This window comes from Mycobacterium sp. E796 (assembly GCF_001672815.1).
Lineage (GTDB): Bacteria > Actinomycetota > Actinomycetes > Mycobacteriales > Mycobacteriaceae > Mycobacterium.
In genome coordinates, this window is sequence record NZ_LZKK01000365.1 from 41,776 (window position 1) to 55,032 (window position 13,257).

Sequence of the window (13,257 nt, forward strand, 5' to 3'; positions counted from 1 at the left end):
CCGCGGCCAACTCGACATCACAGTCGCTGCGAGGCGGGCAGAAACCGATCCCTTGTCCGCATGGGCCGGCGTGATGAGAATAGCTTCGCAATTTTGGAGAAGGTTATTCTCCTAGGCCGAGAGACGCTTTACGATCGGTGGGTGCCACACACGCTCCAACTCGACCGGCCCCGCGACGGCGTCGTCGTCGTGCGCCTGAACCGCCCGGAGCGGCTCAACGCCATCAATGAGGTCATGCAATCCGAATTGCACACGGCCCTAGGTGATTTGGAGTCCGACCGGTCGATGCGTGCCGTTGTTCTGACGGGCGCCGGTCGCGGCTTTTGCGCCGGCATCGACATGCGCGACTTCGGCCCCAACGTGCCGGACGCCGCCGCCCCGGCGCTGGACCGGATGCGCTTCCAGGAGGGCATGGCCGCGCTCGCCGAGGGGTTGCACCGGTTGCCGCAGCCGGTCATCGCCGCCGTCAACGGCCCGTGCGTCGGCGCCGGGTTCGCGCTGTGCCTCGCGGCGGACATCCGGATCTGTTCGACGGAAGCCTCGTTCGGCAACGCCGCCATCCTGCTGGGTCTCTCCGGGGCCGAGATGGGCATGAGCTACCACCTCCCCCGCATCGTCGGCACCAGCGTGGCTGCCGACTGGATGCTCACCGGGCGCACGGTCTCGGCCACCGAGGCCGATCGGCGCGGGCTGGTCAGCGAGATCGTCGAACCCGGTCTGTTGCTCGAGCGCGCGACCGAGTTGGCAGCGCTGATCTCCGACCTGGCGCCGCTCGGCGTCCAGCTGACAAAGCGTGCGCTCCAGGTGAACACCGACGCGACGAGCCTGTCCTCGGCCCTGGAGCTGGAGAACCGCAACCAGGTGCTCTCGCACGCGACCGAGGAAGCGGCCGAACGCCGAAGAAAGTGGTCCCGGTGACCGAACCGAGAGGGGACGACGGATGTCGTGGGACTTCTCCACCGACCCGCAGTGGGCCGAACAACTGAAATGGGTCGAGGAGTTCGTGCGCAGCGAGTGCGAACCGATCGACCTGATCGTCAAGGAGTCGCACGACCTTAATGATCCGGTCCGCCAGGCGCTCATCCCGCCCCTGCAGGAGATCGTGAAGGAGCGGGGGCTGTGGGCCACCCACCTCGGACCGCACCTAGGTGGCCCGGGCTACGGCCAGGTGAAGCTGGCGCTGCTCAACGAGATCCTGGGCCGCTCGGAATGCGCACCGATCGTCTTCGGCTCACAGGCCCCCGATTCGGGCAACAGCGAGATCCTCGCGCACTACGGCACGCCCGAGCTGAAGGCTCGCTACCTGGAGCCGTTGCTGGACAACCGCATCGTGTCGTGCTTCTCGATGACCGAGCCGCAGGGCGGCGCGGACCCCAAGGTGTTCCGGACCACCGCCGTGCCCGACGGCGACCACTGGATCATCAACGGGGAGAAGTGGTTTTCGTCGTTCGCCTCGATGGCTTCGTTCATCATCGTGATGGCGATGACCGACCCCGAGGCGCCCCCGTATGAGCGCTACTCGATGTTCGTCGTGCCGGGCGGCACGCCGGGCATCAACGTGATGCGCGACGTCGGGCTGGGATACCAACCGCTCGGCGGCGGTGGGCGCGAAGGTTATGTCCGCTACGAGGACGTGCGGGTGCCCGCCGATCACATGCTGGGCCCGCGCGGCGGGGCGTTCGTCGTCGCCCAAACCCGCCTCGGCGGCGGGCGAATTCATCACGCCATGCGCACGGTGGGGCTGGTCCGCCGCATCTTCGACATGATCTGCGAGCGGGCGGTGTCGCGCTACACCCAGGGCGAGGTCCTGGCCAACAAGCAACTGGTGCAGGAGATGGTCGCCGACTCCTGGATGGAGATCGAGGCCTTCCGGCTACTGACCCTGCGAACCGCTTGGAAGATCGACCAATTCAACGACTACAAGGCGGTGCGGGCGGACATCTCGGCGGTCAAGGCGATGATGCAGAAGGTGTTACACGACGTGTCTTCTCGGGCGCTTCAGCTGCACGGATCGCTGGGCACCACGCACGAGATGCCCTTCGTGCAGTACCTGGTCGAGTCGTTCGTGCTCGGCCTAGCCGACGGTCCCACGGAAGTCCACAAGGTGACGCTGGCCCGCCTGTTGCTGAAGGACCGTCAACCGGCGCCGGACCTGTTCCCCTCCGAACACCTGCTCCGGTTGCGCGCGGCGGCGGAGGCGAAGTTCGCGGACAAGCTGGCGGGCATCCCCCGCGGCGTGGCGATCGCGAGCGCGGCGGGGCCGGGCGAAGCGGGTCGCCACCATCGGACTTAGACGGCTTTGGTGACGCCGACATAGGACAGCACCACATCGGATTGATCGGTTTCGCGGGTCAGCGTCGCGTAGGAGCGGATGAACGACTGCCCCACGCAGCCGTCGATCTTGACGTGGAAGTTACTGATCATCACCCAGGGACTCGGGCCCTTGAACTGCTTCTTGACCACCGGCACCACGATCACCAGCCCCGGCTTGAGCCCCACGGTGATCACGCCGTTGATCGGCACGGTCACCAGCGGGATGAACCCACCGGCCAACGGAAAGCCGACACCTGGGTTGACGCCGGCGCTACCGGCCATCGTGACGCCGTTGGAAGTGCTCATGTCGATCCCACAACCGATCTCGTAGCCCACCTCGAGGGTGCCCCGGGGCGGCTCCGAACCGATCAGGGAGCCGACGAACGTTCCGCTGGCCAGGTATTCACGAGACGAGACCGCGGTGGTCAACGGCGCCACGGGGATCTGCGACTCGTCCTTAGCGCCGAGGCCGAGGGTCCAGCCGTCGGGAGTGGTCAGGGTTGCGGGAGGATTCGATGGCACGCCGCCTTCCGGTGCCGGGGCCGTTGCGGCAACGGGGTCGACGTCCGGGTCGGCGCTTACCGCCGGCGCCGAGGTCACCATCGTGGCGAGACAAACCGCGATAACCGCGGTGCAGCGAACGACTGCGGTTACCGGTCTCACGCGCGACACCGTAGGCGTTGCGCGAATCGGATCATGGAATTTGCTGCGCGCCCGGCCGAAGTCGTTGTCCGTTCGTAACTGGTCCGCGATATCGCGCCGGGACGCTGGAGAAGTCCGTGCCGCTTGATTTGCCGGAGCGCTAGACTGCGCAGAAGACAGGGAGGGCAGCGATGAAGCTTCGCACGTTCGCTTGGGGTTCGCTGGTCGCAGCGATGAGCTTCATGGTCCTCGCGGGCGGCACCGGCGTAGCGCACGCCGATTCAGACCCGTTGGTGCCGGCCGGCCCCGGAATAGTCGATCTCATCGTCGCGGACACTCCAGCGCTGTCGGTGGATCCACGCGACGAAGGCGCCCCGTCAGCCGATTGGGGCGGCGCAGGGATGTACTGCGAAAACATGTTCGTGCGGTGCCGCTAATCCATTGCTAGTCCAGCATTGACCGCGCTCGCTCCAGCAGCCTTGGCAACACGGCCGCCATGGCCTCCAATTCGGTTCGCGGAGAGCGCCTTCGGCGATTGTGCTTGACGATCAGCGACCAGGTCGCAGCCGACTTGAAGCACGCCAGCGCGGTGAACCAGTCCAAATCACTTACCTGAAAGCCGAACTCGCGTTGGTAGAGGTCGGCAAGCTCGCCGGTCGGTGGCGCGATGCCGGGCGAGCGCACGCGTCGATAAGTGTCCGGGTCACCGTTGATCAGGAACCAGCCCACGTCGATGCGCGGGTCACCGATCGCCCAGATCTCCCAATCGATCACCGCGTTGATCCGGTCGCCGTCGGCCAGCAGGTTGCCCAGCCGGAAGTCCCCGTGAACCACGCTCGGGCGTAGTGCCGTTGGGGCGCACGCCAACAACGCGTCCCGCACGCCGGGCCAACCGGGCACCAGCGCCGCGTCGACGGTCTGCAGGGTCTCCGACCAACGCCGCACTTCCGCGGCCGGTTCTATGGCCGGTTCGCCCGCCAATCCGATGTCGGCCGGTGACAACCGGTGCAGGGCGGCCATGACGCGACACGCGTTGCGGTAACGCTCGAGCAGGTCGGCGGCCGGCGGACAACCGTCGAAAAGCGGTTCCACGCAATCGCCGTCGACGCGGGACATCACGAAGAGCGGCGGGGTGCTCGCGTCCTCCCACAGCACCTCGGGAACCGGAACTTGGCTCCCCGCAAGCGCTTTCATGACGCGCGCCTGGCGCAGCACGTCACGGTGTGCCACCGGCGCCACTCCGGGTGGGGCAACTTTGATCACCACCGCCCGGCCGTCGCGCTCACCGGAGAACGTGAGGCTGGACGCGCCACCGGCCAGCGGGGCGAGGCCAGCAACGCCCGCGGCCGCGAGCCGTCCCCGCAGCTCGTCCAGGTCTAGCTCGGTCACCTAGCCGCCCGGCTTCGACCAGCCGACTTCCGCCAGGAAGGGCTGGGTGTGCGCGATGCGCCCGGTCATGGTCTTCGGGTCGCAGGTGCACAACCGTAGGGCGGTCTCGGTGATCAGTTCGATGTCCTCGGTGTCGGTCTTGGCCAGGTCCAGGGTGCCGGCCCCGGGGGTCGCGACCGGGTTGGACGGGGCGGCGGCGTTGACCGCGATGCCGTCGTCGTACAGCTCGGCGGCGAGGCTCTTGGTGAGCCGGTTGAGCGCGGCCTTGGCCGTGCCGTAGATGCCGAAGCCCGCGGTCCGGTCGAAGTCGGAGAACGGCGGCCCCGGCGGCAGGTCGCCGCCCACCGACGTCAGGTTGAGGATCCAGCCCCGCCCGCGCTCGCGCATCGCGGGGATCGCCAACTGGCTCAGGTGCAGCGGGCCGAGCACGTGCATCTCGATCATCAGCCGGGCCCGCCGCTCGGGGAACCCGTCGAGCGGCCGCAGGAAGGTGACGGCGGCGTTGTTGACGAGGATGTCCGGGGCGCCGACGGCGCTCACCACCTCCGCGAAAAGCCTTTCGCGCTCCTCGGATTGGGAAAGGTCCGCCTGGACCGCGACGGCGCGGCCACCGGCGGCCACGATCTCGTCACGGGTCTGGCTCAGGGATCCCTGGTACTTGGCATCGGGTTCCATCGTGCGGGCGGTGAGCGCCACCGTGGCACCGTGCGCGGCGAGCCGCGCGGCGATCGCCTTGCCCAGGCCCCGGCTACTCCCCGTGACGAGCGCGACCAGCCCGTCGCACTGTCGGTCTGCGCCCATTCGGATGTCCTCTCCTGCGCCCGCGGAAATAGCTTCTCGAATACAGAGAATGCCATTATCACCGAATGAAATAAACCTGTCGATGACAAGATTCCCTGGTCATCGAAACGGGAACCTGATGGGGCATGGCCACACCCCGCGAGGTGATCGAACTCATCGACGCGCTCGCCGAAGACATTTACGACGCCTACGACAACCCTCGCCTTTACCCCGCGCCGGAGAAAGCCAAGGCGCTGACGGCGTCGCGCTACCTGGCCAGAAAGCTGGTCCGGAAAGGCTGGCGAAAAGGTGGCGGCATCTACCTTCCCTCCTGCCCCTATGGAACCGTCACGTGTTTTGACCCGGAACCGCACCCGCACTGCGCGGTGTAGCCCGGCCCGCGCGCAGGGCGTCGATCGAGTAGCGCCCGCCGCCGGTGAAGACCAGCAGGAAGAAAGCGAAGCAGAACAGGATCGCCAGCAGCCCGCCGTTGCCGGCAGGCGGTTCGCCGACCGGCCACAGCGCCTTCGGTTGGTGCATCCAAAAATAGGCGACCGCCATCTGCCCTGACGCGATGAAAGCGGCGGGGCGGGTGAACAATCCGGCCGCGATCAGGAGCCCCGTGACAAATTCGATCAGGCCGGCATACCAGGTGGGCCAGGTTCCGAACCCGGCGGGAAATGCCGGAGGGACGGGCCAATCGAAGAGGATGATCGAGCCACACGCGGCGAAGAGCAAGCCGTAGACGAACCGGAAAAGGCTGAGCACCGAGGGCGTAAAACGGGCGAGCCGTGCATCGAGGGTCTGGGTCACGACGCACACCTTACGGTCGCGGCCCAATCGAGCACGCGCCTCCACAGCCGCTGGCGGCTCGAGGCCATGTTGTGGCAGTGCGCGCTTTCGGAAAGCACGACGGTCGTGAGGTCGGGGCTGCGGCGATACAGGGCGGCCTCCGCGCGCGGGTCCGGTGAGACGTCGACGACACCGAAGCCGACGAGCACCGGAACGTCGATCTGTGCGGCATGCTCGGCGACCACGCCGGGGATCATCGCGGTGCCAAATACCCTTGGTACCACCGACTTTGCGGTGACGCAGTCCGCCGCCACGACATCGGCGGGCACATCGGTCAGGTGAAACCAACTCTGCATGTACTCGCGCGGGCCCTCGGCATACGGCTCGGGAAGAGCAGCGAGGATCTGCTTGGCCAGCTCGGCGCGGCCCTCGGCGGTGCGCGCCCGGGCGATGAAGCCGGCATCCAGGTTCAGCGGAGCGACGTGTTGGTTGGTGCAGCCGAGGACCGCCAGGCCTGCATAGCTGGAAAACAGCGATTGCTGAACGATCGCAAGGTAACCGCCCAGCGAATGCGCTACGGCCAGCGTGGGGACGCGCTCGCCCGTCGCCTCCGGCAGCGCGGAGACGGCCCGCGCGAGCGCGGCGGCGATGTCGGCGAAATCGAAATCCTTTACCGGCTTGGAACTTTCGCCGGTGCCCAGCGGATCGATCGTCACGACACCATAGCCGTTCGCCGTTGCGAAGTCGGCAAAGCTGTAGCCGCTGTGGCCCGGGAACTTCAGGTCCCAGTACTCGCGACTGTAGGTGCCGCCCGGCAGGCAGACGAATAGGGCGTCGGCGCCGCTGTGCGCCGGGTAGTAGGTGGCCGCCAACCACGCATGCTCGCCGACGACGTCGCTGACCTCGAAGCGCATGGGGCGTGGCACCTCAACAAAGTAACGCCGCGCCACTCTCCGCAGATATTCACGGCATGATCGGCACCCGCACTGCGACCGCGATCCGGGCGGCCGGCGTCGCCATGCTGGCGGCCGCCACCGCGCTGGGTCTGGCGGTGGGCACCGCGCACGCCACGCCCGACCCGCCGCGCGGCGCGGGCACGCTGTACGGCAACCCGGCGGCGGCCGCCCCGTTCTGGCGCTACCAGGGATATGACGACGACTGCGTGGAGATGGCGGTCGCCGACGTGGTCGGTGAACTGACCGGCAAGCCGCCCTCCGAGCAGGCCATCGTCAAGCTGGCCCAGGCTACGCCGAGCACCGTCCACTCCGGACCGATCTACACCAAGCCGAAGAAGCGCAAGCCCGGCGCCGGGACCTCGTTCGACGACGAGCCGGCGTTGCTCGCGCACTACGGCATCCACGCCACCTCGACCGACGAGGAGAGCGCCGCGAAGACCGGTGTCCCGACGGGAATGTCGGCGCTCGAGCAGGATCTGGCCAAGGGCCGCAAGGTGATCGTCGGGGTCAACTCCGAAGTCATCTGGCGCGAGCCCGTCGAGGACAAGACCCCGGACGGCCAACCGGAAGCCAACCACGCCGTCGTGGTCACCGGCGTCGACACCGCGGCCGGCATCGTGCACCTCAACGACAGCGGCAGCGAGGAGGGTCGCGACGAACAGGTGCCGATCGACGTCTTCGCCCGATCGTGGGCCAGCAGCGACGACCAGATGACGGTCACCGGTTAGGGACGACAGCCGCCTCCAGCAGGCCGACCAGCGCGTCGGTCACGTCGCGGGGGCGCTCCTCCATGACGTAGTGGTCGGCGCCGCGCAGGGGGATCAGCCTGGCGTTGGGAATGCGGTCGGCGAGTTCGCGGGCCGTGCCAAAGGGGATGTACGGATCACGCTCACCCCAGATGACCGCGACCGGGCAGCGGATGGACGCGAGCCCGTCGGCCAGCCAACCGACAGCGGGAACCGGGTAGTGGGCGAAGAACTCCCAAAACGTGCGCCGGCCTTCGGGTGTGCGCATCCAGCCCAGGTATTCGGCTTCCAGCGCGGCATCGAAGCAGCCGAGTCTTCGGTAACGGGTCAGGGCCGCGTGGTGCAGCGCGGCCAACGGCAGCCGGCGCGCGGCCGCGGCCAACACGGGATGGGTCGCGATCCGGTGCTCCCCCAACGAGAACCGGTAGAACCATGGGCGGAAGATTCCGTGCGCCCGGGTGTTCAGCAGCGCGAGCCGTTGCACCCGCTCGGGGTGGCGGATGACGTAGCCGAGCCCGACGAAGCCGCCGTAGTCGTGCGCGCACAGGTTGAATCGTTGCCAACCCAACCGTTGCACCAGCCGTTCGAGGCGGTCGACCTCGTTGTCGTACGTCGGCGGTGTCGACGGTGGATCGGACCGGCCGAATCCGGGCCAGTCGGGCGCGACGACACGGTGGTTGTCGGCCAGCGCCGGGATCTGGTGGCGCCAGCAGGACGCGCTCTGCGGATAGCCGTGCAGCAGCAGCACCGGCTCGCCGCTGCCGGCGGTCACGGCGAAGACCTTGCGCCCGTCGACATCCAACATGCTCGAAAATGTATTCGGAAACCGCTCTGCGCCAACCCGCACATCGAGACGGGTGGCGCTCCATTACGGCCAGCGCGATATTACGACGGGGCCGGCCCAGTTAGTAACTGCCGAAAGACCGGGCCGGCCCAACGGCTTAGCTCTTCGCGGCTGAGGTTGGCGATCGGTGTGCCGAGCACGGATCGCGTCGCGGCAAGCCCGATGACGAACGCATCCGTCAACGCAATCCGCTGCAGGTGATGGTCCGGCGTGGCGCCCCTCAGCGTCGGCGCGACATGCGTGGCCAAAGTTTCGTTGAGCGTGTCCGCCGCGACCCGGCTTGTCATCGCCGCCCGCAGCAACGCCAGGAACGACTGGTCGTCTTCCCACACCGCGAAATAGCGCGGCAGCAACATGTCCGCAATGTCGCCAGGGTCGGCCCTCGTCAGGTCGGGCAGCTTGATGGTGAATTCGGTCGCTGTGGCGAACAAGTCCTGCTTGCTGCCGAAGTAGCGGATCACCAGCGCAGCGTCCACGCCGACATCCGCCGCGATGGCCCGCAAGGTGGTGCGCTCGAAACCTTCCGTCGCGAAACGGCGGCGCGCCGCCGCGAGGATGTCGGCGCGGGTCTGAGCTGCGTTTCGAGGCCTCTTCGTACCCATCCCCAGACTCTATGTCAGCCGCTGTTGACTTGAGGCCGCGACGCGGCGTACGCTTCAAGTCACCCATTGTTGACAAAAGTCACCGACCGTTGAGATCGGAATTTTTAAAGGGCGGGTGGTCCCCATGGCGGGCGACATCGGACGGTCTGGAACGGCAACCCGTAGGACGGCGGTCACCGACACCACCCGTGCATTCCGGGGCGGCCTGCTGCGCCGCATCGCAGGGCTGGCCATCGCCGCCCCGGCGCGGACGATCGCTATCGCAGGGCTCGTGATGGTGGCCGCAGGCATCTTCGGGATCCCGGTCGCCAAGAGCCTGTCGGCCGGCGGGCTGCAGGATCCCACGTCCGAATCGGCAAGGGCAGCAAAGCTTCTGACTGACAAGTTCGGCCAGGGCGACGTGCAACTGCTGTTCATCGTTTCCGACCCGGACGGCGCCACGAGCACGGCGGCCCGCGCGGTCGGCACCGATATCGTCGATCAGCTGAGCCGGTCCGCGCACGTGACCAGCGTGACCTCGGCATGGACCGCGCCGCCGGCCGCCGCCGCGTCGCTGGTGAGCAAGGACGGAAGGTCCGGGCTGATCGTCGCGGGTATCGGTGGCGGCGAGACCGACTCGCAAAAGTACGCCGACGCCCTGTCGCAGCGGTTCGCGCACGACCGCAATGGGGTCGGCGTGCGGTCAGGCGGGGTCGCGATGGTCAACGCGCAGATCACCGAGCAGGCGCAGCGCGACGTGCTGGTGGTGGAGACGATCGCTATCCCGCTCAGCTTCGTCGTGCTGGTGTGGGTGTTCGGCGGCTTGTTCACCGCCGCCTTGCCCATCGCGATCGGCGGAATGTCGATCCTGGGCACGCTCGCGGTGCTCCGCCTGATCGCGTTCACCACCGATGTGTCGATCTTTGCGCTCAACCTCAGCACCGCGTTGGGCCTGGCCCTCGCGATCGACTACACGTTGCTCATCATCAGCCGCTTCCGGGACGAGATGGCCGGCGGGGCAAGCCGTGACGACGCGCTCATTCACACCATGGCGACCGCGGGCCGCACGGTGTTGTTCTCGGCCACGACGGTCGCGCTGTCGATGGCCGCAATGATCCTGTTTCCGATGCACTTCCTGAAGTCGTTCGGCTACGCAGGAATCGCGACGGTCGCGTTCACCGCGACGGCGGCGGTGGTGATCACGCCCGCGGCCATCGTCCTGCTCGGGGATCGATTGAATGCGCTCGACGTGCGTCGGCTAGCGCGCCGCGTGCGCGGCCGGACGGCGCCGGCCCGCATGCCCGTAAAAGAGGAATTCTGGTATCGATCAACGCGATTCGTCATCCGGCACGCGATTCCCATCGGGCTGAGCGTGGTTGGGTTGTTGTTGCTGGTCGGTATGCCGTTCCTCGGGGTGCGGTGGGGATTTCCCGATGACCGGGTGCTGCCGAACTCCGCTTCGGCTCGCCAGGTCGGCGATCAGTTGCGCGGCGATTTCGCCAACGACTCGGCCACCTCGATCAGCGTCGTCGTCCCGGACATCGACGGCGTGCCGGATTCCGAAATCGCGAGGTACTCAGCGGATCTGTCGCGGGTGCCCGATGTGTCGGCGGTGTCGGGTCCGGTCGGCACCTTCGTGACCGGGGCGATGGTCGCACCGCCTTCGGCACCGATTGGCCGGGCACAGGGCAGTGCGTTTCTCACCGTCAGGACCACCGCGCCGCTCTTCTCGGACCGGTCCGAGGCGCAGCTGCGTCGCCTGCACGGGATACCGCGCCCCGACGGGAGGGCGGTCGAGTTCGGCGGGACCGCCCAGACTAATCGGGACAGCGTCAAGGCGATTACGTCGCGCCTGCCGTTGGTGCTGGGCCTGATAGCCTCGGTCACTTTCGTATTGCTGTTCCTCCTGACGGGCAGCGTAGTGATGCCGCTCAAAGCTCTTGTCCTCAATATGCTTTCGCTGACAGCGGCGTTCGGTGCGATGGTGTGGATCTTTCAGGACCACCACCTCGGCGGCCTCGGAACCACATCCACCGGGACGCTGGTGGCCAACATGCCGGTGCTACTGTTCTGCATCGCCTTCGGCCTGTCGATGGACTACGAAGTCTTCGTTGTTTCGCGCATCCGTGAATTCTGGCTCGCCTCGGGGCGCACCCGCGCCGACAACGACGAGAGCGTCGCGCTCGGCGTGGCCCGCACGGGTCGGGTGGTAACGGCGGCAGCGCTGGTGATGTCGATCTCGTTCGCCGCGTTGATCGCCGCGCAGGTGTCGTTCATGCGGATGTTCGGAGTGGGCCTGACGCTGGCAGTGGCCGCGGACGCCACGCTGGTGCGCATGGTGCTGCTGCCGGCGTTCATGCACGTGATGGGACGGTGGAATTGGTGGTCGCCCAACTGGCTGGTGTGGCTGCACGCGCGTTTCGGAATCAGCGAGGGTAGCGCCATCGCGAACCCGATGAAGAACGATGACGAGAGCGGGAGCACCGAAGCGCTTGCTGCAGTGCCTACCTAGGCCGCACCCGAGTGCACGGGTCTTGGCACGCGTGGTTGATTCCCGGCAGCATCTGACGGGCGCAGCGCAACGCGCCCACCCAACCTACGGTGGGTCATTGCCATCGGTCTCATGCTCCCTATATCTGGCCGTCCACGCTGCCTGTTCGGTACCCAGAGCGCAGCCTAATGTGCGCAGACACATTTTGGTGAGTTCAACCCGCGAGACAGTCTGCGATTGAACCCATTTCACGCATGCCGCGCGGACGAACGCCAACCAGCCCTCTACGGCGAGTTCGACTGCATCGCGCACGCATCCCTGCGCGACGAGTTGATCGATCAGCCGTTGACCCACGACGTTGAGCTCTTCGGAGATGATCGCCCGGATTGCGGGGTCATCCGACAACGCGCCGCGATTGATCGTCACCGCTTCATATGGATGATCGACAAACGACTGGATGTGGGCTTCGAGTCCGGTGGCAAGCTGCTCCGCGAGCGGTAGCTGCGGATCAGGGACTACGCGCGCCAGTAACCGGTTACTGGCGCGCTTGAATATCGCTACGTAAATGTCTCGCTTGCTGGGATAATAGTGATATAGCGTCGCTCTGGATACGCCGGCGCGCGCCGCAATGTCCTCCATCCAGACGTCGTCGTAAGGATTGTCCGCGAACAGCGATGCTGCGATGTCGAGCAACTGTTCGCGCCGCTGCTGCGGCTCCAGCCGGCGTCGTGTCACCTGCGGCCGCTGCCGACGTTCGGCCCTAAACTGCCAACCGCCAGCCCACTAGGTTGCCACCTGCACCCACGAATGAAGGACAAGCCTCCGCCGCGGACCAATTCACCGGGTCCCGCTACAACGCGATTGCTGGTTTCAGAACATGAGATGACCAATTGCGGAATCGAAGTCCAAACCCTTGCCGCCATGAGCTCGGCAGGCCGACCGGCCCTCGACGGCATGATGCTCCTTGCTTTACCAAAGACCCCGAGCACGCGGCGAATTCATCGCATGCGCCGGTAGGAAATTCTAATGCAGTAGCCCGGGAGACGCAGTCGACACGTTCCGCCTGCCGGGAAAGCGCAGACATAAAGGCGTTCGGCGTCTCCATGCCGCCTCGCGAATAAGGGCAGCGTCGTGGGCTGCGTCGACAAGGATGGCCTCAGACTCGTCATCGACAACCAAAACGTTCTTACCGATCCTCCAGGCGTCAGCTGTCGAGCGCGAACGTGCTGGGTTATCACGTGGGTTTACTTGATCGAGGCAGCCAGGTCCCCCGACATGGCGGCGAGCTGCGGACCCCAGCTGGACCACCCATGATCACCACTGGTCGGGAAGTCAAAGTGGCCGTTGTGGCCACCCACCCCGCGATAGTGCGCGAAGAACGCCCGATTGCTGCCTTGCGCCTGGTCCGCATAACCGATCATCGCTGCCGGATCACTGGCGGTCAGCGTCCCTGGGCTAAACACCCACAACCGAGTGCCGTTGTCGGCCAACAGCTGCACGTGAGCGTCAGGGTCATGCCATTTCCACCGACCGAGCTGCGCCGGGTCGATGTCGGGCTTTCTCACCGTCGGAAATACCACACTCAACGGTGCGATCACCGCGGGCATGATGCAGTTCGGCGGGGTTGATACCAACAACATGTGGGGCCCGGCGCAGCTCGGTCGGTGGAAATGGCATGACCCTGACGCTCACGTGCAGCTGTTGGCCGACAACGGCACTCGGT

Annotated in this window: 14 protein-coding genes and 2 pseudogenes; 7 read left to right on the forward strand and 9 right to left on the reverse strand. The window is 66.6% G+C overall.

The window, feature by feature from the left end; genetic code table 11:
- Positions 1–141: 141 nt before the first annotated feature.
- The gene (locus tag A5706_RS30085) at positions 142–918 is read left to right on the forward strand and encodes an enoyl-CoA hydratase/isomerase family protein (protein ID WP_068139656.1); all 777 of its coding nucleotides are present in this window, start codon (positions 142–144) and stop codon (positions 916–918) included.
- A gap of 22 nt (positions 919–940) precedes the next feature.
- Positions 941–2,293 (forward strand): acyl-CoA dehydrogenase family protein, encoded by a 1,353-nt coding sequence (locus A5706_RS30090; RefSeq protein WP_068139659.1) that lies wholly within the window; start codon positions 941–943, stop codon positions 2,291–2,293.
- Here the strand turns inward: A5706_RS30090 and A5706_RS30095 are convergent.
- Positions 2,290–2,916 carry an MspA family porin gene (locus A5706_RS30095; RefSeq protein ID WP_068139662.1) on the reverse strand — a complete coding sequence of 209 codons (627 nt, stop codon included), beginning with the start codon at positions 2,914–2,916 and terminating at the stop codon, positions 2,290–2,292. The two genes, A5706_RS30090 and A5706_RS30095, sit on opposite strands and share 4 nt — an antisense overlap.
- Before the next feature lie 230 nt (positions 2,917–3,146).
- Here A5706_RS30095 and A5706_RS30100 point away from each other — a divergent pair, with 230 nt between their 5' ends.
- A complete protein-coding gene (locus A5706_RS30100) occupies positions 3,147–3,392 on the forward strand; it encodes a hypothetical protein (protein ID WP_068139665.1) in 246 nt (81 codons plus the stop codon).
- A gap of 7 nt (positions 3,393–3,399) precedes the next feature.
- Here A5706_RS30100 and A5706_RS30105 read toward each other — a convergent pair whose 3' ends face one another.
- Positions 3,400–4,344 carry a phosphotransferase family protein gene (locus A5706_RS30105; protein ID WP_068139667.1) on the reverse strand — a complete coding sequence of 315 codons (945 nt, stop codon included), beginning with the start codon at positions 4,342–4,344 and terminating at the stop codon, positions 3,400–3,402.
- Entirely contained in the window at positions 4,345–5,145 is an 801-nt protein-coding gene (locus A5706_RS30110) for an SDR family NAD(P)-dependent oxidoreductase (protein ID WP_068139672.1), read from the reverse strand.
- Positions 5,146–5,270: 125 nt separating this feature from the next.
- Between A5706_RS30110 and A5706_RS30115 the strand changes: the two genes are divergently transcribed.
- Positions 5,271–5,516, forward strand: a complete 246-nt coding sequence (locus A5706_RS30115; protein WP_068139674.1) for a hypothetical protein — start codon at positions 5,271–5,273, stop codon at positions 5,514–5,516.
- On the opposite strand, the gene A5706_RS30120 is transcribed toward A5706_RS30115, so the two are convergent.
- Both A5706_RS30120 and A5706_RS30125 read right to left on the reverse strand, forming a co-directional pair.
- Positions 5,473–5,937, reverse strand: a complete 465-nt coding sequence (locus A5706_RS30120; protein WP_068139724.1) for a DoxX family protein — start codon at positions 5,935–5,937, stop codon at positions 5,473–5,475. The genes A5706_RS30115 and A5706_RS30120 overlap by 44 nt on opposite strands.
- Positions 5,934–6,830 carry an alpha/beta hydrolase gene (locus tag A5706_RS30125; protein ID WP_082964741.1) on the reverse strand — a complete coding sequence of 299 codons (897 nt, stop codon included), beginning with the start codon at positions 6,828–6,830 and terminating at the stop codon, positions 5,934–5,936. Before A5706_RS30125 ends, A5706_RS30120 begins: the two co-directional genes overlap by 4 nt.
- Before the next feature lie 56 nt (positions 6,831–6,886).
- Here A5706_RS30125 and A5706_RS30130 point away from each other — a divergent pair, with 56 nt between their 5' ends.
- Entirely contained in the window at positions 6,887–7,600 is a 714-nt protein-coding gene (locus A5706_RS30130) for a hypothetical protein (RefSeq protein WP_068139683.1), read from the forward strand.
- On the opposite strand, the gene A5706_RS30135 is transcribed toward A5706_RS30130, so the two are convergent.
- Positions 7,590–8,423, reverse strand: a complete 834-nt coding sequence (locus A5706_RS30135; protein WP_068139684.1) for an alpha/beta fold hydrolase — start codon at positions 8,421–8,423, stop codon at positions 7,590–7,592. The two genes, A5706_RS30130 and A5706_RS30135, sit on opposite strands and share 11 nt — an antisense overlap.
- Before the next feature lie 80 nt (positions 8,424–8,503).
- Complete coding sequence (locus A5706_RS30140) at positions 8,504–9,064, reverse strand: TetR/AcrR family transcriptional regulator (protein ID WP_068139690.1); 561 nt, start codon at positions 9,062–9,064, stop codon at positions 8,504–8,506.
- A gap of 205 nt (positions 9,065–9,269) precedes the next feature.
- On the opposite strand from A5706_RS30140, the gene A5706_RS30145 reads away from it, so the two are divergent.
- A complete protein-coding gene (locus A5706_RS30145; RefSeq protein ID WP_068139727.1) occupies positions 9,270–11,555 on the forward strand; it encodes an MMPL family transporter in 2,286 nt (761 codons plus the stop codon).
- 84 nt (positions 11,556–11,639) lie between these two features.
- On the opposite strand, the gene A5706_RS32725 is transcribed toward A5706_RS30145, so the two are convergent.
- Positions 11,640–12,269, reverse strand: coding sequence for a TetR/AcrR family transcriptional regulator (locus tag A5706_RS32725; protein ID WP_082964742.1), 630 nt, complete (start codon positions 12,267–12,269; stop codon positions 11,640–11,642).
- Positions 12,270–12,778: 509 nt separating this feature from the next.
- Positions 12,779–13,072: pseudogene (locus A5706_RS30155) on the reverse strand (alpha/beta hydrolase-fold protein); the annotation flags it as partial.
- On the opposite strand from A5706_RS30155, the pseudogene A5706_RS33905 reads away from it, so the two are divergent.
- Positions 13,068–13,257 (forward strand): annotated as a pseudogene (locus A5706_RS33905) (hypothetical protein); the annotation flags it as partial. The pseudogenes A5706_RS30155 and A5706_RS33905 sit on opposite strands and share 5 nt — an antisense overlap.

Coding starts and splice junctions, on each gene's coding strand:
- A5706_RS30110 (WP_068139672.1), bottom strand. CDS start 5,145: ATGGGCGCAGACCGACAGTGCGACGGGCTGGTCGCGCTCGTCACGGGG.
- A5706_RS30090 (WP_068139659.1), top strand. CDS start 941: ATGTCGTGGGACTTCTCCACCGACCCGCAGTGGGCCGAACAACTGAAA.
- A5706_RS30140 (WP_068139690.1), bottom strand. CDS start 9,064: ATGGGTACGAAGAGGCCTCGAAACGCAGCTCAGACCCGCGCCGACATC.
- A5706_RS30130 (WP_068139683.1), top strand. CDS start 6,887: ATGATCGGCACCCGCACTGCGACCGCGATCCGGGCGGCCGGCGTCGCC.
- A5706_RS30095 (WP_068139662.1), bottom strand. CDS start 2,916: ATGGTGACCTCGGCGCCGGCGGTAAGCGCCGACCCGGACGTCGACCCC.
- A5706_RS30115 (WP_068139674.1), top strand. CDS start 5,271: ATGGCCACACCCCGCGAGGTGATCGAACTCATCGACGCGCTCGCCGAA.
- A5706_RS30125 (WP_082964741.1), bottom strand. CDS start 6,830: ATGCGCTTCGAGGTCAGCGACGTCGTCGGCGAGCATGCGTGGTTGGCG.
- A5706_RS30135 (WP_068139684.1), bottom strand. CDS start 8,423: ATGTTGGATGTCGACGGGCGCAAGGTCTTCGCCGTGACCGCCGGCAGC.
- A5706_RS30100 (WP_068139665.1), top strand. CDS start 3,147: ATGAAGCTTCGCACGTTCGCTTGGGGTTCGCTGGTCGCAGCGATGAGC.